This is a genomic window from Amedibacillus sp. YH-ame10 (assembly GCF_053848885.1).
On record NZ_JBSPFA010000007.1, the window covers coordinates 17,669 to 35,749 of the forward strand.

Here is an 18,081-nt window from a genome sequence, read left to right on the forward strand (position 1 = left end):
GTTGCATATGCCTTATTTATCGCTGTATGCACTATATTTTATCATATTTTTAATAGTTCTAACAGATTGACTTCAATTTTCCAATATGATAGGATTGTTTTGTAATAAAAGGAGATTTTGATTATGAATACCATCATCCTTGATAAAATGAGAAGACGAAGCTGCTCTATGCATTTGGTAACGATGAAACATTGTATAGAGCAAAATAGATTCTAACTTCATCGAAACGAGCATACTTCATCCTATTATAGTAGGATATCTTTTTGCTTGTTTTGTGTAGGATGTTTCTTTTAGGCTGTGTACAGTGTGTACTACAGCTTTTATTTTGTATTATAAATACGTCAACTTATATTTGAAAGGAACTATATATTATGAATACAACCCATTGGAAATCTTCCATTATTAAATTTTTAAGTGCTCAAACTATATCCCTTTTTGGATCTTCCATTGTACAATATGCAATTGTTTGGCACATCACTCTAACCACATCCTCAGGTACAATGCTTATGCTATCCACCTTATGTGGGTTTCTACCTCAGATAGTAATATCTTTATTTGCTGGTGTTTGGATTGATACGTATAATCGAAAAACATTGATACAATTATCAGATAGTATCATTGCCCTATCTACTCTTTTATTGGCTCTACTTTTCTTAGCAGGATATCAAAACATGTATCTATTACTCACTGTACTTATGATACGCTCTGCGGGTACTGGAATACAAACACCTGCAGTAAATGCATTTATTCCTCAAATCGTTCCCCAGGAACACCTCATGAGAGTTCAAGGAATACAATCTACACTCTCTTCTATGATGATGTTTCTATCTCCTGCTATTGCGGGTGCCATTCTTTCTGTAACCTCATTAGAAGTCACCTTACTCATTGATGTGGTTACTGCGTGTATTGCGGTAGGGATCACCATCACAATCAAATACACACCCTACAAAAAACAAACGGAAACAAAGAATACGTATATCGAAGATATCAAGAATGGCTTCTTATATCTAAAAACAAATCGTTTCATAAAAAGATTACTTCTTTTTCAAATCATCATTTTAATCCTGATTAGTCCCTCTGCCTTTTTAACACCACTTATGGTAAGTAGAAGCTTTGGTAGTGAATTGTGGAGATTAACCGCAAGTGAAATGACATATAGTTTAGGAATGATTTTAGGAGGTGTTTTGATAGCCTCTTGGGGTGGTTTTAAACAAAAACTAAAAACAACCCTTCTTGCGGGAGGTATGTATGGAGCTTTCATGATTGGATTAGGTGGTTCTAGCATCTTTCTAATGTACCTTGTATGCAATACCCTCATTGGAATAACATCCCCTTGCTATAACGCACCGATTAGTGTAACAATACAACAGGAAGTCGAACCCCAAATGCAAGGAAGAATCTTTTCCTTTATGCAAATTGCGACCTCTTGTGCACTTCCCTTTGGTATGATGATATTTGGTCCTTTAGGTGATCAAATATCCATTCCTCTTATTCTAATTGTAACAGGAAGCATGGTTGTTTTACTATCCATATGTGCATGGAAGTTTCAATATTTAACACAACACTGAAAGAATGACTGGTTAGCGTACTGCATAACCAGTCATTTTATTCTATTTGCCAATCTATTACCTTATTTCCATGATCCTTCAAAAAAGCATTTGCTTTTGAGAAATGACGACATCCAAAGAACCCATACTCTACACTATAAGGACTAGGATGTGAAGACATTAATATTAGGTGATTCTTATTCGTAATCAAATCTGCTTTCGCTTTTGCTTGTTTTCCCCATAACATAAAAACAATAGGGTCTTTTCGCTCATTCAATTTTCGAATGATTTCATCCGTTAGTATTTCCCATCCCTTGCCGGCATGCGAATTCGCAACACCCCTTCGCACCGTTAGAACCGTATTGAGTAAAAGTACGCCTTCCTTTGCCCATTTAATCAATTCCCCATGCCTTGGAATATTACACCCTACATCATGCTGTAACTCCTGATAAATATTAAGCAAAGAAGGTGGAATAGACACATCCTTCTTTACAGAAAAGCACAAGCCATGAGCTTGCCCTTCTCCATGATATGGATCTTGTCCTAAGATAACTACTTTTACATCTTGAAACGCAGTATACTTTAAAGCATTAAAAATATCATACATATTTGGATAGATGCTTTGTGTCTTATATTCATAAGCTAGAAAATTTCGCAACTTCAAATAATACTCTTTTTGAAATTCATCTTTTAATATGATGTCCCAATCATTTCCAATCTGTACCATAAGCATCCTCCCTTTTTACTTTCTTTCATCATATCACAAACTTATTTTTTTCCCTACAAAAAATAATCCATGTTATACTTTCTTTATTATGAGGTGAATTATGAAAAAACTATTACTACGATACACTTTCATGCTAATACTATGTACTGTGTTCTTTTGTACAGGTTGTACAAAACAAGCCATTAGCCAAGACAAAGCTCTAAGACTCCTTCAAGAGCATTTGAATTTAAAGGAATCAGACAGCTTAAGTTATTATATTACTGACAATGATGAAGCCTATTTCATTAAAATTGTGATAAAAGATTATCGTGCACTTGGAGGAAGTGGTAGTGCTGGAACATATCATATATGGAAAAAGAGCGGTAAAGTACAAGAAGATATATGAAAAAAATGGTCTCCACCATTTTTTAAGATTGCCCCTTTGCGAGTTCTATTTCTTGTTTCTTTTCAGTCAAAAACATCCATCTTTCCATCATTTCTTCCAATGATTCTTCAAGCTGTATCCGTTGTTCACTAAGATTTTGTAACCTCACAAAATCATCTCCACATTGTGCCATCTCTACATCGATTTCATCGATGTTTTGTTGTACTTTCTCGATATTGCTTTCCATATGTTCCAATTCTTGTTTTTCTTTTGTTGACATACGAACACTTATATTACTACGTGGTTTTTCTTCTTTCTTTACAGTCGTTGTGTTTGATTGATCCAACTCAATGTACGTACTATATCCACCGATGAACTGTTTAATATTTCCTCCTTGAAACACAAAGAGTTTATCACAAATACGATCCAAGAAATAACGATCATGGGAAACCACAATGATAGCTCCATTAAAGTCATCCAAGTAATCTTCTAAGATTTGTAATGTCGCAATATCTAAATCATTAGTAGGTTCATCTAAGAATAAGATATTAGGAGCTTGCATTAGAACCTTTAATAAATAAAGTCTTCTTCTTTCTCCTCCAGATAATCTTCCGATAGGAGTATATTGCATTTTCTTTGGGAAAAGAAATCGTTCTAACATTTGAGAAGCGCTATAAGTTCCCTCTGCAGTTTTCACTTCATTGCTCGTATCACGAATATAATCAATCACATTCTCAGACATATCCATGTCTTCATGTCCTTGTTTAAAATATGCTAAACGCACGGTTTCTCCATGTACCACTTCCCCTTCATCGGGTTGTAGTTCTTTGGAAAGAATGTGTAACAAAGTGCTTTTTCCACACCCATTCACACCCAATATTCCTATACGATCATTTCGAGTCATCTGATACGAAAAGTCATGGAATAAGGTACGTTCACCATAACATTTACTAACTCCTTCTATTTCGATTGTTTTCTTTCCTAATCTAGAAGTAATGGTATCCAGTGTTACATTCTTTTGATCTTGTATCTTTCCCATATCATTCAGTTTATGGAAGCGATCAATACGCTCTTTACTCTTTGTACCTCTTGCCTGTACACCCGCTCTCATCCAAGCCAATTCTTTACGTAAAATATTCTGACGTTTCTTTTCACTTGATAAAGCCATTTCTTCTCGTTGTGCCTTTAATTCAAGAAAGGTTGAATAGTTGGCTTCATAGGTATATAGTTTCGTTTGATCAATTTCTACAATCTTATCGCATATACGTTCTAAGAAGTATCGATCATGCGTTACCATCAACAATGCACGATTTGATTTTATCAAATATTTCTCTAACCATTCAATCATCTCATTATCTAGATGATTGGTTGGCTCATCTAAGATGAGCAAATCACACGGATTCAATAAAGCCCTTGCCAAAGCAACGCGTTTCTTTTGTCCGCCTGACAATTCTTCAATCTTAGCTTCCATTGTTTGCATACCCAATTTATTTAAGATTGCCTTTGCCTCAAATTCTTGTATCTCTTTATCTAATACTAAAATTTGATGTAAGATATCTAATCCTTTTTCAAATACAGGAGCTTGAGGAAGATATGAAATACGAAGACCATTCTTTTTGATAATCGTACCAGTTTCATATGTTTCTTCACCCGCTATAATTCTTAGCAAGGTTGTTTTTCCAGTACCATTGACTCCAATCAGCGCTATTTTATCATGATCTTCAATCGCAAGATCGATATCATCTACAATGCATTTTACATTCTGATGCTTTGTTATGTGTTCCATTGATATTAACATGTATTCATCCTCGATTTCTGTGTTCTATTTTATCATAGCGGACAAGAAAGAAAAAGAATTAGATTCCTTTTACTCTCATACCCTTTGGATATTTATTCTTTAATACTACACCATCACCCTTTGCATAAGCAATCGGATGGTGTTTCCAAGTCAAACAAGTATATCCTTTATACCCAGGAACTTGTAGCAAGTTTCCTTTTACGTAAGATAAACATTCTTCTTCTGACATATCATACACATTTTGATAGGCTTCTTCATAAACAGAAGAAGTATAAAAGTGTTGATGTGGTTCTATGCGGTTTTTTACTAATTCTCCCACTAGAGTACCTTGTCTAAGGATTTTTGTTTTCTTCAAAAGAACAAAGGGACTTTGTTTGATATACAATTTATCCCGTAATTGTATTTGATATGGAGGAATGTTGGTAAGTTGTGTTTGTAGGAATTCTTTTACATATGGTGGAAGAATGTCGTTGGAGGCAACTTGTAATTTTGTGGATTCACTTTTGCCTTTCTTTTTTAGTTTGGCAACAAAATGACCTTCCCCTTTATCCATTGGTAAGATTCGAATCAATTTTTTTGTGTCTAAATCTTCATATGCTAACCCTGATCTTCCAAAGGAAACCTCTGGATCTATAAGTTGCATATCTGGATAGTTCTTTAAAAACTGTGCAATGACTTCTTCATTTTCTTCCATTGCATAGGTACAAGTGGAGTACACCAAAATGCCATCTTCCTTGAGTGCCATATATGCACTATCTAAAATATGTAACTGACGCATGGCACATGCATGCACATGTTCAACGCTCCAATCTTCCATCGCTTTACTATGTTTTTTGAACATGCCTTCACCACTACATGGTGCATCTACCAAAACACGATCAAAACAGCCTTTCATCTCTTTACACAATACCTCAGGATGAGCATTGGTAATCATGCATTCGCTAAATCCTAGGCGTTCCATATTACTCAACAATATCTGCGCTCTTTTTGGTTCAATTTCATTACTTACTAAGAATCCACTATGATTTAATAGAGTCGCAATTTGTGTGCTCTTCCCACCAGGGGCAGCACACAAGTCCAATACCCAATCTCCTTTTTGGACATTCAATACTTCCACAGCAGAGCTTGCGCTAGGTTCTTGTAAGTAACAAAGACCCGCAAGGTGTGCTGGATGATTTCCAAGCGCACGTGTATTCGATGGTATATAGAACGATTGCGCACAGATTGAAGAGGGAGATAGTTCACATACATCCAACGATTGAAAATCTTCAATGCTTATTTTGGATGTATTTACTCGCAACCCTCGATATACTTCTTTATCAAGACTTTGTACATAGGCTTCATATTCCTCATGCAAATATTCTTTCATTCTGTTTAAAAATTGTTCCTTCATACCATTTCCTCTTTCCAATCACTATTCCACATCCATAAATTCCTCTTCAATTACATTGCTTTTCTTAATCGTTCTATGAAATGCTAATTTTAACACCATGACAACTACCAACAACAATAACAGAGGTAAAGCTAACGCATACAAAATCGTTGAGGATGCCGCCAACGACAAATATATAATCAAAATAAAGGTACCTAATGCTAAGGTTCCACATAACCATCCAAACAATGCTCGCATCCATAAGATGGAAGTGAAATATTGAATCATCATTTTCTTAAGAGTTGATTTTCTCTCTCCAAAAAGATAATAAATCGTACATTCATTGCGCATAAACCCAATGCTTGATTTTAATAAGAACACAAAAATACCTATGAAGACAAGAAGTGATATTCCTCCCATAGCAAACAACAATGCATCTAAATTCTTTAAGTCCACAACGAAGAATTTTAACAATGTTGAGTTATACAAGAATGCATTATACGATGGTTCCTTATTCAAATAAGAGAGTGCTTTTTTCATCGTTGTTTCATCATCCGTATGGAAAAACACTTCTTTGACATACACGTTATCACTATCGTATGATTCGATTGCTTTAGGATTCACATAGGCAGTTCCCATTTGGCGATTATTCGCATATTCCTCTACATAATCATAACTCACTGGAATTACAAAGCCCTTGATTTTTTTATTAACACTCATAATATTGGTGCTAATGGGATTATTGTTTACTGTGTATGCTTGCATATTTATCTTTTTTCCGATCCATTCATTCGCAAAGGTTTGAAATCCTTGTACCTTCTCTTCAAATGTTACATTCTCCTGGGAGAGTAAGTATAAATATTGACTGCGATATCCCATATCTAAAGCCATATCAAAATCCAATATAACTTCATCTTCACCAACATCATGATTATTTACAACTTCCTTACCATCATAATAATACATATCATGTTCCACGGTTAGGATATGTTGAAATTCACTTAATTCACGATTACCATAAATCAAACGCTTATATGATTTTTGAAATACCTGATCTTGAAGGATACGATAATTGGAAATGAATCCCTTTTTCACATAAAAACTATCTTGCATCATAGTTCCTGTTTCTATCTCTCCATTATATCCTTTCATATCCAATTCCATATTCATATTATCTTCATGTTGTGAAGGAAATATGCCTGTGATATCCATTGTATTGCCATACCAAGAAACGCTATATTGTAACATCTCTTCCATTTGTTCTTCACTATTTTGGAAAGATGTTCCTAGATAATCTTTTAATATGGTATACGCTTGTGAAGAGGATAAGGCAATCTCGTTATAGTTTTCTGGATAACGACCTACAATTTTCTTTAACCCAATATCGGAGGGACTATCTGCCTCTATGATGGTATACTCATCTAAAATATTTTTAACACTTGTATCAATGGTGGTACCATAGGCAAAAAACATAGATGCTTTAGGATCCACTGGATAATAGCCAAGAACCAATTGATCTCCTAATTTTTCTTTTAAGACTGATATATCGTCTTGATTCAAAGTCGCATAAAAATTATTCTTTATAATATTATCGTTGGATTTTGCGACTTTTTCCACTGCCACAATACTAGAACCTTTTTCTTTCATTAGTCGTGTTTGAATATCAATGATATTTAATGTAGTAGAAAAGATTGCGGTAGAAAGACAAATAAAAGCTACAATTCCCAACACGGATACACAACGAAGTTTCCAACGAATAAAGGTATGCATACGTTCTTGTAAATCTGTAATATTTGAACGGGTTAATTGAAATATATCCCGATTATGATTGATTTGTATAAAATCCTCTTCCTTAGCAATAGAATCAGAAAGAATATAACCATGTTCTATTTCTATAATACGATTACTAAAAGGATAACAACGCTGATCTCCAATCACAATGACAAGCATTTGACTTCTTACTTCTTCAAGTAATGGATAAAAGGATTCTAATTCCTGAGATGACAAAGGACAACTCTGTGTATCAAACACCAACATCATAGGTTGTCGAAGAACACATCGAAGCAACACCATTTTCCATTGTTCTTTGGTTGTTAAATCTTCCGCAAGGATATTTTGTTTATCATACAGTCCCCAGTTTATAAGTTCTTGTTCCATCTTATCACTAGGATATTCTAACCCCATTGTTACATTATAATAAACACTTTTGTCTTTTAATATTTGAAAATTATGAAAGAGTGAACTTACAAAAGTGGAGCGATAAACACTTCTTTCTTCTTCACTGAAGGTTTGCATAGATTGATTGTTATAGTGAAGTGTACCTCCTTCAGGTTGTTGAATGCCAGATAATACTTGTGCCAATGCATGGTGCAAGGAAGTTGAGTCTGTATGGATACATACGATACCTTGATTTGGTAGCGAAAAAGACGCACCTTTCAACAGCATACGTTGTTTTTCATCCTGAATGTACAAACCTTCTACCTTAAGCATAGCAACACTCCTTACCATAAGGCTAATCTTAATGATTATCTTTGTCAATCCAATCTACGTGATCGTAAGAAAGATGTTAGAAATCTACTTGCTTATTTTATCATGTTTCCAAGTGTTGTAGAAGATAAACCCTATCAAAGCTATATATTTTTCATTCTTGTATGAGAAAGTTCTATATGGATTATTTGTATAAGATCGAACAAAATCGTTTACTCAACAAAAAAAGCTTTTCTAATACCCTATGTGGATACTCGATAAAGCTTTCGGAGTATAAAAAGTACGATAAACTGTAATAGCACTAACACAATTAAGACAACGGGTAGAAATAATACAATTCCTGTCACTTTGTATAAAGCATAAATAAAACTGATTTTCGGAGGAGCACCAATAAACATAAATTGGGTTTTTAAGCCAATATTTACAAAGAATGCAATGGTAAACATACTACATATAAGAATTGTATTCTTTTTTAAATGTACGTAGGATAAAAGTTTTTGATCCTTTAATTGTATAAGCGCAAATAAAACAAAGGAGCCATGTAAACAATAGAAATTGATTACTCTATAAGAGAATGCAGGATATAAACCTGAAATATTCGCAGGATATAACATCGCAACACACCCCGCTATCAAACCGACCACACCACCAAAAAAGCGTAAGGATTCCTTATGTGTGAATACCGCAAGTGCATTCATGTATGCGCATAAAGAACACAATTCAAGTGGTAAAATCTGAATCCATATATCATGGGTGCAATTTAACACTAACCATATTGTATATATTGCTTCCTCAATCAAAAAATAACATGCCATATACGTTAAGAATTTATGCTTTTTCTCGTCATTTTGATGATTATAAAAGCGATATAAAAAAACTATTATGGCTACAACCAATCCTAAATATAGAACATGATAAAGTGAGAATGATAAAAATGCATTCTTCAATTCCTTCATGTTTTCGTAAAATGTAAAAAAATCCTTCATGCCATCACCACAATTAGTTTACCATATTTTTACATAATATGCTTTTTATTTCTTGAACTCTATATTTTGATATAACTTGAGCTATGTCCTTTTAATCTGTTATAATTAGACAAGCATTAGGAAAAAGAGGTATCTTTATGAGAATTGATCATATCAGAATGGATGAAATCACATATAAAAAGCAAGAGTATTCTCCTGCTTTGTTGGAAAGTTTAAAACGGATTGGATTGAATTTTCCAATTCGTGTACGAATGCGCCAAGATGGCTATGAATGCAGTGATGGTAACAAACGTTTATCTGCGATTGAAGATATCTTAAATCAAGATCCTGACTGTCCTCGTTTTCAAACTATCAATGTCATCATAGAGGAGTATGCTCGTACTGCTGCCCCTCATAGCTTACATAATCATCACTAAATCTCTATTTGTTCATCCTTATTAAACATCGTTTTATGTCCATAATATAAGGAACAAAACACGGATAAACAAACAACTGTACATATCGCAATCATAATTGCAATTTGATATAGAATGGCTGTTGTAGGAAGTGTTCCTGATAGTATTTGACCAGTCATCATACCTGGTAAAGAAACAATCCCCATACCAATCATAGAATTAAGTGTAGGTAAAAGTGCAGTTTCTAAGGCTTGTGCGACAAAAGGTTGCATAATTGCTTGAGGTCTTGCGCCAAAATTCAATAAAGTTTCCACTTGTTTTGTATTTGCCTTTAGCGACTCGCTAAAGGTTTTTAAACCTAAATTTAGACCTGTCATGACATTACCGAAGATCATTCCACTCAATGGGATTGCATATTGAGGATCCCATAAATTTTCTTGTATAATACAAGTAATAAAAAATATGACAACACCCAATCCTGAACATGCCAAAGATAGTGCAATAATAATTTTAAAACGCTTGTTCAATTGTGGATTTCTTGATAGTACGCGATGTATCGCGAACCCTACCATCACCACAATGTATAAAAATGTAAATATAGGATGATCGTGTTCGAATATATACATCAAAACAAAACCCGCAAGCATCAACTGTATAGTCATGCGTATACTACCCAACAGTAACAATTTACTTTGTTGGATTTTACACTTCTTCATAATACATAACACGATAAGCAATAAGGCATAAATTAAGAAGAAGTTTGCGATATTGATCTGCGCTGCCGTTCTCATTTACATGCCCTCAATTCTATATGATTTTGCGCAAAGGTTTTGATTAAGGACGCATCATGACTGATTACCACCAATGTCATGTTATGTTCTTGTACGTAGTGTACAATATTGTGCATGACTTCTCTTGATAACTCTGCTTGTAAAGCAGAAGTAGGTTCATCCAACAATAATACCTTTGGATTTAAACTTAAGGCAATGCTTTGAAATACACGTTGACGTTCTCCTCCAGACATCGTATCACAACAGGTGTCTAAGGTTCCTTTGAAACAACAAATCGCTAAGTATTTCTTGATTTCTTCTTCCATAGGACATTCACTTTCATGATAGTCGTGGAATCGTTTAAAGTTATCTACAATCGTACCTGAAAATAAGTACGGTACTTGAGAAACCATAAGTACATCTCTTCTCAACTGTATCTTGTCCATAGTATGTAAGTTTTTATCACGATAATAAATATCTCCACTGCTTTGTTTCACTGTCGCATTCAACAATTTAAATAACGTTGTCTTTCCACAACCACTATCTCCACTTATAAAAGTTATTTCATGTTCTTGAATGCGTACATCTGGATATTCGATTTGACCAGCGAACTTCACTTGTTGCGTTCGTAAAATTTCCATTTCTCTTCTCCTAAAAATACGAACTCATGATATCATCACAAGAACGTATATACAAGGTTTACTTTTATTTCTCTTCTTTTTGGTGGTAACAATTTTGTAAATGCACCATTTTTTCCGCAACCAATTTTCCCGCAAATGACATGGTAGCCATTTTAATTGCCGTATTTTGTAATGTGATTCCCTCTAACATAAGAGTTCCTTCTCCATTTTTCAAATGTATCGCCACTGCTTTTATCGCTGCTTCTTGTTCCTCACAAAACAAATTAAAAGCTTCCTTCAATCCATTGATATTGGATTGATATTCGATACCTTCTTTTACTTCTGTGATCGTCAATACTTGTTTTAATAAGGTAATCGCAATCAAATACGCAAGATGTATTTTATTATAACGTTTCTTTTCTGCTTTTGGTATCAGCTTTAACTTAACGTAATTATTGATCATAGCACTCGTTAAAATCGTATCTTCTTTATCATCAAATAAGCTATGTACATATCCTTCTATCAACGTGATTACCTGATCTAGATACAAATCAAAGCTTGGTAATTCTTCCCATCGTGGTAAATGAAATTCAAGGAGTGTATCACTCCATATCTCAAGATCCTTCTTTAAACTCGTCATGTTCTCAACTTCTTTCGGTTTCTAATATTAGTATATAATATTATGAAGATTACCTCAAGGAAATTCACACATACAACAAGTACAAAAAAAGACTGCGAACAGTCTTATTGTTTATATTTTTTCATGAATGGTTTCAATGCATTGCAAACAAGTAAAGCAGATAAAGCCCCTAGTATTGCTTCGGCAATTCCATTAGTAGTAACAACTCCCAATAATACACCTACTAAAGCCGTGTAAGAAATCCCTACCGCTTGTGCATAGGGTGCCCCAAAGAACACATAGATTCCTAATAATACAAGCACCGTATTGGTAATTGCGCCTGTTAATGCTCCTGCTACTACACTTACATGATCGTTAACTTTTTTCTTTTGTAATATTTCAAACATCCATCCTGCTAGAAAGCCTAATAGAATTCTAGGGACAAATGCGATTAATAAGCTTGTCCAATTTCCACTCATAGTTCCAACGGTTATAAATGGTGAGAATACAAAGGATGTAATTCCAGGACGTAATGTTGCGTTAATAACACTGGTTAATCCAAATACAAAACCAAGTTGTGCTCCAGCTTTCTTACCAAATAAGATTGCCGCAATGATGACGGGAATGTGCATCGTTGTTAAACTCAATGGTCCAATTGCTAGATAGCCAAGTGGTGTTACCACCAATACTACCTGTATGGCTAAAAAAAGTGCCATAAAAGACATGTACTGCGTTTTCTTTGTTTTCATTTTTCCTCCACTATCGCTCACTTAGGATGCGATGTCTTTCTTGGTGTCTACCGTAAGCGTCCCGTTTTTATAAGCGTCGTTCGATCACTTCAAAACATCTTCTTCTTACTTGGACGGTATTATTATATTACAGTTTTTTCCTAATGAATATATTTTTTGAGTAAAAAAACAAAGTAAGCGATTTCATTCGCTTACTCATGTAAATCTTGATACGATAATAATCCATACGCTCCCGTTGTTTCTTTTACTGCACGATTAACAGCCTTTGCCATTACATCACATGCCATCACACCAATTGCATCAAGATTTGCCTCTACTTCTCCTGTACTAACTACAAAGATAGTATCTCCATCACTCATCGTATGTACAGGATGAATCGAACGTGCATATCCATTATGCGCAATTCCAGCAATCTTTGTACATTGTGCTTTATTAAGTATGGCATTTGTCACGATTACACCTATGGTAGTATTGGTATTTGTGATAGATGCCATTTGTTCAATTTGTGCATAAATAACTTCTTCTGCAGGGAGAATCTGTTTATTAGTTGTGTCATAAATCCCAGCCAATTGTTCATTACTTTGATAATCCACAACATTACCACATGCATTTACCGCAACAAGTGCTGCAACTTGTACATTTCCAACTTGTATTCCACAACTGCCTTGTCCACTTTTCATCGCATGATCAAATCCCATGACTTTTCCAACACTTGCACCAGTTCCTGCTCCATAATTTCCTTCTTGTACAATGTTTTGTTCACTATTCACACAAGCTTGATACCCCATAGCTTTATCGGGGCGACACTTTGGATCTCCTACAGAAAGATCGAATAAAGACGCTCCACATACAATAGGAATATATGCTACTTTCATATCAAACCCACATTTATGCTCCTCTAAATATTGCATAGCACCACTTGCCGCATCTAACCCAAAAGCACTTCCTCCAGACAACATCACCGCATGGATCTTCTCTACCATATTAATAGGATTCAATAGATCCGTTTCTCTTGTTGCCGGACCGCCCCCTCTTACATCCACACCTGCAACAGCACCATCTTTACATAACACAACACTGCAGCCACTTCCCCCAATGCTATCTTGCGCTTGTCCAATCTGTATTCCCTTTATATCTGTAATCTTTATATCTTTCACAACGATCACCTCTTCTCTTATTGTATCGTAAACAATACACAAAATACAGAGAAAACGTACCAGGACATACAAATCTGTTATACTATACATACACAGGAGGAATACATATATGCTAGAAGAAAAAGCAACCAATCCAAATCGTTTCCTTGGCATACTAATTGGTGGGTGGTGTATCCTTTGTATGGTTGGATTTATAGGAGGTATCCTATCTTTATTTCCTGGGGATAAAATGGGAGAACATGGGTATCGAATGGTCATTAGTTTGGCAGTTATCTTATTTTCTGTATGCGCATTGATACTTCCTTTTTTATGCTTTATCACCATTATGGACTTCCCTTTTTTTAACAAAAACAAGAAACTTAGTAAGCGTAATAAGAAAAAACAAAGACAATGGTTATTTCGTGTACTACTACATTGCATTGTACATATAATCGTGTTTTATTTAGCACTTTTTGGACTAGCATTCATAGTGATGGAGGAAAGAAGTGCATTTACAGTATTACTGGGTATTTGTATTTGGGTAGGAATTTTCTTCCTAATGCGTAAGTTTTATACATATTGTCGTACTCATAAAGTAAAGATAGCTGACTGCTACAGCATACTTATGTTAGGCGCTTGGATTCTCACGTTGGCACTTGGATGGGGAGGGATTTATAATTCCTATCGCGCAATTATGGATTCTCAATATTTGAAACATCCTAGAGAACTTACACTTACATCCTATAAAATATATAGAGGAAATTCTTTCCGTTCTAAATTTTATTATAATTTAGATGGAATTGATACAAATGGTAATGAAGTTTCCTTCAAACTTGATTATGAACCTGCGCACCCTTTTGTAGAGAACAAACCTAAACTAATTCGTGTGTATTATTTACCATACACGAACGTTGTCATGTATATAAAATAGTGAAAAAGAATGGAAAACGCACATCTGTGCTATCCATTCCTTTTTTACTATGCATTGAAGGTTTTATTGCGAAATACAAATACATCCAACAACATAACAACATTACGCAAAGCTTCCATTTCTGCTTGATCTGGAATATGTTGACACTTATAATTATCGAATCCTATAAAGGCAGTCATTACACCATCCTTTTTCAAAGCATACTGTATGAATGACTTTAAGTTAATATCCTTTACAGCCTCATATAATTCAGTGTCTAAATCCTTCATATCGCTCATCATAAAGACACCACTTTCATCATAAAAGCTTTCAAAGTATCCTTGTGTTGAAAAATGTAACTTTTGGAAGTTATCTTTTTGTGCTGGTATACCAATTTCACACCATTCAAACGTATTTACCCAATCATCGTGTTCTTTATCATGTTCAAATACATATCCTCTACTATAACCAAATTGTCTAGAAAGTAATTCTAAAACTGCATTGATGACCTTTTCCGGTTCTTTCGCTTCATATAATATACGTAATACAAACTCTCCTATATTCTCTGATAGTTGTTTACCATAATTAGAGTCGATGTTTCTTGGATGCAATTGAGAACCAATTTGTGGAAGTTCTTCACGGAAAGCACAATAGGTATCCTTTCCACCATTCTTCGCAGAGTATAATGCAATATCTGCGTTTTTATATAATGTTTCAAAATCCTCTCCATCGTTTGGCGCAAATGCAATTCCAATAGAACCCGATACCTTATAGTTCTTTGCCCCTGTATAAGAAGACTTAAACATTTGGCAAATAGAAGCTGCCTTATCCAATGCTTCTTGCACAACACCTAGTTTTCGTAGATATACAATAAATTCATCTCCACCTACACGACCGATGATATCATCTTTTCTAAACAATTCTTTTAGATGACCCGAAACTTCAGATAACACTGCATCTCCAAAGGCATGCCCTAAACTATCATTGATTCGTTTAAAATCATCCAAATCAATAATCATTAAAGCACACAAACCGTCTTCTTGTTTCATCAAGGAATCTTTAATCATATTCTCTGTTGTAATCTTATTATAGACTCCTGTCAATAAATCAATTTGTGCTTGTTCCTTTAAATAAAGTTCTAATTTTTTTGCCTCATCTATATCTTTGATATATCCGATTACTAATACATGATCACTTTCTTCATCTTTTAAAATATAAACTGAACAATGTACCCAACCAAGATTATGCTCTCCTCCCAATACACGTTGATATTCGAAGTCAATCTTTGTCACACCTTTTTCATAAGCATCTGATATAGAGTCCCATGTAATATGTTGACGTACCAATTCTTGATCAGCGCTATAAACCAAATGTTTCAACATCAGTTCTACAATGGTATCAAAATCATCCGTTGGTTTAGGTGAGTATGCTTTTACGAGTGCCTCATGTCCTCTAAGAAATTTTCTCGACGTCAAATCCGCTTCATAATACAAAGCAGCGTCTTCTGTTGTAATCTTACGATATTGTGCTTCTCGCTTATAATTTTGTAGGGCTTTCTTTTCATCATTAATATCGTGTAAAATACCAATTGCACGCACCGCATTTCCATTGCCATCAAAAATCGTTGTAAAGGTGATGCGCACCCATAAATCGCGATCATCTTTTGCATGTGTTAATACTTCATAGCTTGATTTATCAACGCCTTTATGTAACTCATCAAACATATTCGCAAATTCTTCTACACTCTCTTGTGCAATAATACCTGATTTTACAATATTTTCCTTCGGATGTTCGACCATCGTAGGTACTCCATAAACGTCCATAACTCTATCACTATGCATCATGATATCTTTTTCGAGATCATAATCGATGATAATATCTTCTGTATTTTCAAGCGCAATACGATAACGCTGTTCATTGATTAAGGTTTCTAATTCTGCTTTTTTTCGTTCATCAATGTTCACAATTAACCAGATACCCACAGGTTGATTTTGTAGCTTCGTCGTTTTCCCACGCACAGAAATCCAAATCTTATCTTTTTTATCATTTTGTAGCATATGTTCTAAACGAACCACTCCATCTTCTTGTAGTTGTTTGAATATGGAACTTTCTACACTTGATGCTTCTTCGTTTAACAACCACTTTGTCGCAGGTTGTCCTATAACTTCATTTTCTTGTGCACCAATCAAATCCAAATATCCTTGATTACATTGAATAACAGGGAACCCCTCTTCAAGTGTCGTGGTTAAGATTCCACACATTAGATTTTCGGAAATAGCTTCAAGTTCTAACGTTCGTTCTTCTAAAGCATTTTGTATGTCCATGAGTTCAGTGATATCCTGCATGACTTCGATATATCCGTATGCTTTTTGGTATTTATCTAATAAGAAAGTTGAGGATACTTGATACTTACGTTCTCCAACATTCATAAAGCTTTCACTCTGTCCAGCAAGTAGACGCTTAATTACGCAATTCTCTGTATTACATATACTTGTATGCAAGTTCTTACATGGTTGATGTAACAATTCCTCTTTTGTCTTTTGAAATACTTCACAAGCCGCTTGGTTAACTTGACGTATGGTTTTATCCTTTCCAATCACAAACATTGGCATTGGTAAATTCCCTAAAATCCTCTCCATACTCTCATAGGCATTTTGAAGTTGTTGTTTGCTTTTTCGATTCTGTCTTAAGATAATCAATAATAAAATTACGAACACAATTCCTACCGTTATCATAAGTATAATTGCCATAAAATTGATACGATTAGTCAAAGCAGTTATCGAAGATGCTGGTACTGCAGACATGATATACCAATCCCCTACCTGTGAAGGCATACAGAAAACAACACGTTCCTTATTATCTAATGTGTAACGCATAAGAAAGTTTTCCTTTGTCCGCATGGATTCTCGCATTTTTTCTAATGAAAATCCTTCTTTGAAATCTGCATCTTTCAACACTTCAAATGCATTATTTCCGTGATATAAATCTTGTAAAGTATCCGTTTCATATAAAAATTCGCCATGAATATTCACAACACTGAAATAATTATCTTCTCCAAATGTATTTGTATTCATAACATCGATTACAGATTCTGATTTATAAATACCACGTATTGCGCCAACGATTTCACCTTTTTCATAAATAGGTACCGTAATTCCAACACTATTTTCATCATATAAGCTAGAAACTTGAAGTTCTCCCGTTGTAATAATCGTTTGAATCGCTTCATCCGCAACAAATGCAACGCTGGCATTATCACTCAAAATTTTTCCATCTTTGGAATATATGACAAGATGATCGAAGTTCGTTAGTTCACGACTCCTTTTCAATAAATTTATTAACTTTTCTTCATCTTCCCTATCTTGTTTTTGTAGTTCTATCCAACGTGCAATTCCTTTTAATAGCTTACCGTCATTTTTCACAAGCGTTGTCATACTCTTGGAATTGTTCACAGATGTTTGTTGGATAAAGTTCTCCATTGCATGATTGCTAAGTTCATTGATATAACTAGAGAACACGTAAAAGGAACTACTCATGATAAGTAGTAAAATAACTACACCGATTACCCCCTTACTTATTCTCTTCATAAGAGTCCTCCAAT

Annotated in this window: 15 protein-coding genes; 4 read left to right on the forward strand and 11 right to left on the reverse strand. The window is 34.6% G+C overall.

The genetic code is table 11. The annotated features are described in order from the left end of the window. The first annotated feature begins 371 nt into the window (after window positions 1-371). Window positions 372-1,568 (forward strand): MFS transporter, encoded by a 1,197-nt coding sequence (locus ACWG42_RS04120; protein WP_455790263.1) that lies wholly within the window; start codon window positions 372-374, stop codon window positions 1,566-1,568. Window positions 1,569-1,605: 37 nt separating this feature from the next. Here the strand turns inward: ACWG42_RS04120 and ACWG42_RS04125 are convergent, their stop codons facing one another. Next, complete coding sequence (locus tag ACWG42_RS04125; protein WP_455790265.1) at window positions 1,606-2,274, reverse strand: uracil-DNA glycosylase; 669 nt, start codon at window positions 2,272-2,274, stop codon at window positions 1,606-1,608. A 100-nt stretch (window positions 2,275-2,374) separates the two neighbouring features. Between ACWG42_RS04125 and ACWG42_RS04130 the strand changes: the two genes are divergently transcribed. Then, window positions 2,375-2,659, forward strand: coding sequence for a hypothetical protein (locus ACWG42_RS04130; protein ID WP_455790266.1), 285 nt, complete (start codon window positions 2,375-2,377; stop codon window positions 2,657-2,659). A gap of 22 nt (window positions 2,660-2,681) precedes the next feature. On the opposite strand, the gene ACWG42_RS04135 is transcribed toward ACWG42_RS04130, so the two are convergent. From ACWG42_RS04135 to ACWG42_RS04150, 4 genes are all read right to left on the reverse strand, one after another. Next, window positions 2,682-4,436 (reverse strand): ABC-F family ATP-binding cassette domain-containing protein, encoded by a 1,755-nt coding sequence (locus ACWG42_RS04135; protein WP_455790268.1) that lies wholly within the window; start codon window positions 4,434-4,436, stop codon window positions 2,682-2,684. Window positions 4,437-4,494: 58 nt separating this feature from the next. Next, the gene (locus tag ACWG42_RS04140) at window positions 4,495-5,829 is read right to left on the reverse strand and encodes an RsmF rRNA methyltransferase first C-terminal domain-containing protein (RefSeq protein WP_455790270.1); all 1,335 of its coding nucleotides are present in this window, start codon (window positions 5,827-5,829) and stop codon (window positions 4,495-4,497) included. 21 nt (window positions 5,830-5,850) lie between these two features. Continuing rightward, on the reverse strand, window positions 5,851-8,298 hold the full coding sequence (locus tag ACWG42_RS04145; RefSeq protein ID WP_455790271.1) for a hypothetical protein: 2,448 nt from the start codon (window positions 8,296-8,298) through the stop codon (window positions 5,851-5,853). A gap of 239 nt (window positions 8,299-8,537) precedes the next feature. Continuing rightward, a complete protein-coding gene (locus ACWG42_RS04150) occupies window positions 8,538-9,251 on the reverse strand; it encodes a TMEM164 family acyltransferase (RefSeq protein WP_455790272.1) in 714 nt (237 codons plus the stop codon). A 167-nt stretch (window positions 9,252-9,418) separates the two neighbouring features. Here ACWG42_RS04150 and ACWG42_RS04155 point away from each other — a divergent pair, with 167 nt between their 5' ends. Then, the gene (locus tag ACWG42_RS04155; protein ID WP_455790273.1) at window positions 9,419-9,697 is read left to right on the forward strand and encodes a hypothetical protein; all 279 of its coding nucleotides are present in this window, start codon (window positions 9,419-9,421) and stop codon (window positions 9,695-9,697) included. On the opposite strand, the gene ACWG42_RS04160 is transcribed toward ACWG42_RS04155, so the two are convergent. From ACWG42_RS04160 to ACWG42_RS04180, 5 genes are all read right to left on the reverse strand, one after another. Further along, entirely contained in the window at window positions 9,694-10,467 is a 774-nt protein-coding gene (locus ACWG42_RS04160) for an ABC transporter permease (RefSeq protein ID WP_455790274.1), read from the reverse strand. The genes ACWG42_RS04155 and ACWG42_RS04160 overlap by 4 nt on opposite strands. Continuing rightward, complete coding sequence (locus ACWG42_RS04165) at window positions 10,464-11,087, reverse strand: ABC transporter ATP-binding protein (RefSeq protein ID WP_455790276.1); 624 nt, start codon at window positions 11,085-11,087, stop codon at window positions 10,464-10,466. The genes ACWG42_RS04160 and ACWG42_RS04165 overlap by 4 nt, the downstream gene beginning before the upstream one ends. Window positions 11,088-11,151: 64 nt before the next feature. Continuing rightward, window positions 11,152-11,706 carry a DUF1836 domain-containing protein gene (locus ACWG42_RS04170; protein WP_455790277.1) on the reverse strand — a complete coding sequence of 185 codons (555 nt, stop codon included), beginning with the start codon at window positions 11,704-11,706 and terminating at the stop codon, window positions 11,152-11,154. Window positions 11,707-11,810: 104 nt separating this feature from the next. Beyond that, window positions 11,811-12,434 (reverse strand): ECF transporter S component, encoded by a 624-nt coding sequence (locus ACWG42_RS04175; protein WP_455790278.1) that lies wholly within the window; start codon window positions 12,432-12,434, stop codon window positions 11,811-11,813. A 191-nt stretch (window positions 12,435-12,625) separates the two neighbouring features. Further along, window positions 12,626-13,591 carry a P1 family peptidase gene (locus ACWG42_RS04180; RefSeq protein WP_455790279.1) on the reverse strand — a complete coding sequence of 322 codons (966 nt, stop codon included), beginning with the start codon at window positions 13,589-13,591 and terminating at the stop codon, window positions 12,626-12,628. 109 nt (window positions 13,592-13,700) lie between these two features. On the opposite strand from ACWG42_RS04180, the gene ACWG42_RS04185 reads away from it, so the two are divergent. After that, complete coding sequence (locus ACWG42_RS04185; RefSeq protein WP_455790281.1) at window positions 13,701-14,501, forward strand: hypothetical protein; 801 nt, start codon at window positions 13,701-13,703, stop codon at window positions 14,499-14,501. Window positions 14,502-14,548: 47 nt separating this feature from the next. Here the strand turns inward: ACWG42_RS04185 and ACWG42_RS04190 are convergent, their stop codons facing one another. Continuing rightward, complete coding sequence (locus tag ACWG42_RS04190) at window positions 14,549-18,067, reverse strand: diguanylate cyclase domain-containing protein (protein ID WP_455790282.1); 3,519 nt, start codon at window positions 18,065-18,067, stop codon at window positions 14,549-14,551. Window positions 18,068-18,081: the final 14 nt, after the last annotated feature.

Coding starts and splice junctions, on each gene's coding strand:
- ACWG42_RS04120 (WP_455790263.1), top strand. CDS start 372: ATGAATACAACCCATTGGAAATCTTCCATTATTAAATTTTTAAGTGCT.
- ACWG42_RS04125 (WP_455790265.1), bottom strand. CDS start 2,274: ATGGTACAGATTGGAAATGATTGGGACATCATATTAAAAGATGAATTT.
- ACWG42_RS04130 (WP_455790266.1), top strand. CDS start 2,375: ATGAAAAAACTATTACTACGATACACTTTCATGCTAATACTATGTACT.
- ACWG42_RS04135 (WP_455790268.1), bottom strand. CDS start 4,436: ATGTTAATATCAATGGAACACATAACAAAGCATCAGAATGTAAAATGC.
- ACWG42_RS04140 (WP_455790270.1), bottom strand. CDS start 5,829: ATGAAGGAACAATTTTTAAACAGAATGAAAGAATATTTGCATGAGGAA.
- ACWG42_RS04145 (WP_455790271.1), bottom strand. CDS start 8,298: ATGCTTAAGGTAGAAGGTTTGTACATTCAGGATGAAAAACAACGTATG.
- ACWG42_RS04150 (WP_455790272.1), bottom strand. CDS start 9,251: ATGAAGGAATTGAAGAATGCATTTTTATCATTCTCACTTTATCATGTT.
- ACWG42_RS04155 (WP_455790273.1), top strand. CDS start 9,419: ATGAGAATTGATCATATCAGAATGGATGAAATCACATATAAAAAGCAA.
- ACWG42_RS04160 (WP_455790274.1), bottom strand. CDS start 10,467: ATGAGAACGGCAGCGCAGATCAATATCGCAAACTTCTTCTTAATTTAT.
- ACWG42_RS04165 (WP_455790276.1), bottom strand. CDS start 11,087: ATGGAAATTTTACGAACGCAACAAGTGAAGTTCGCTGGTCAAATCGAA.
- ACWG42_RS04170 (WP_455790277.1), bottom strand. CDS start 11,706: ATGACGAGTTTAAAGAAGGATCTTGAGATATGGAGTGATACACTCCTT.
- ACWG42_RS04175 (WP_455790278.1), bottom strand. CDS start 12,434: ATGAAAACAAAGAAAACGCAGTACATGTCTTTTATGGCACTTTTTTTA.
- ACWG42_RS04185 (WP_455790281.1), top strand. CDS start 13,701: ATGCTAGAAGAAAAAGCAACCAATCCAAATCGTTTCCTTGGCATACTA.
- ACWG42_RS04190 (WP_455790282.1), bottom strand. CDS start 18,067: ATGAAGAGAATAAGTAAGGGGGTAATCGGTGTAGTTATTTTACTACTT.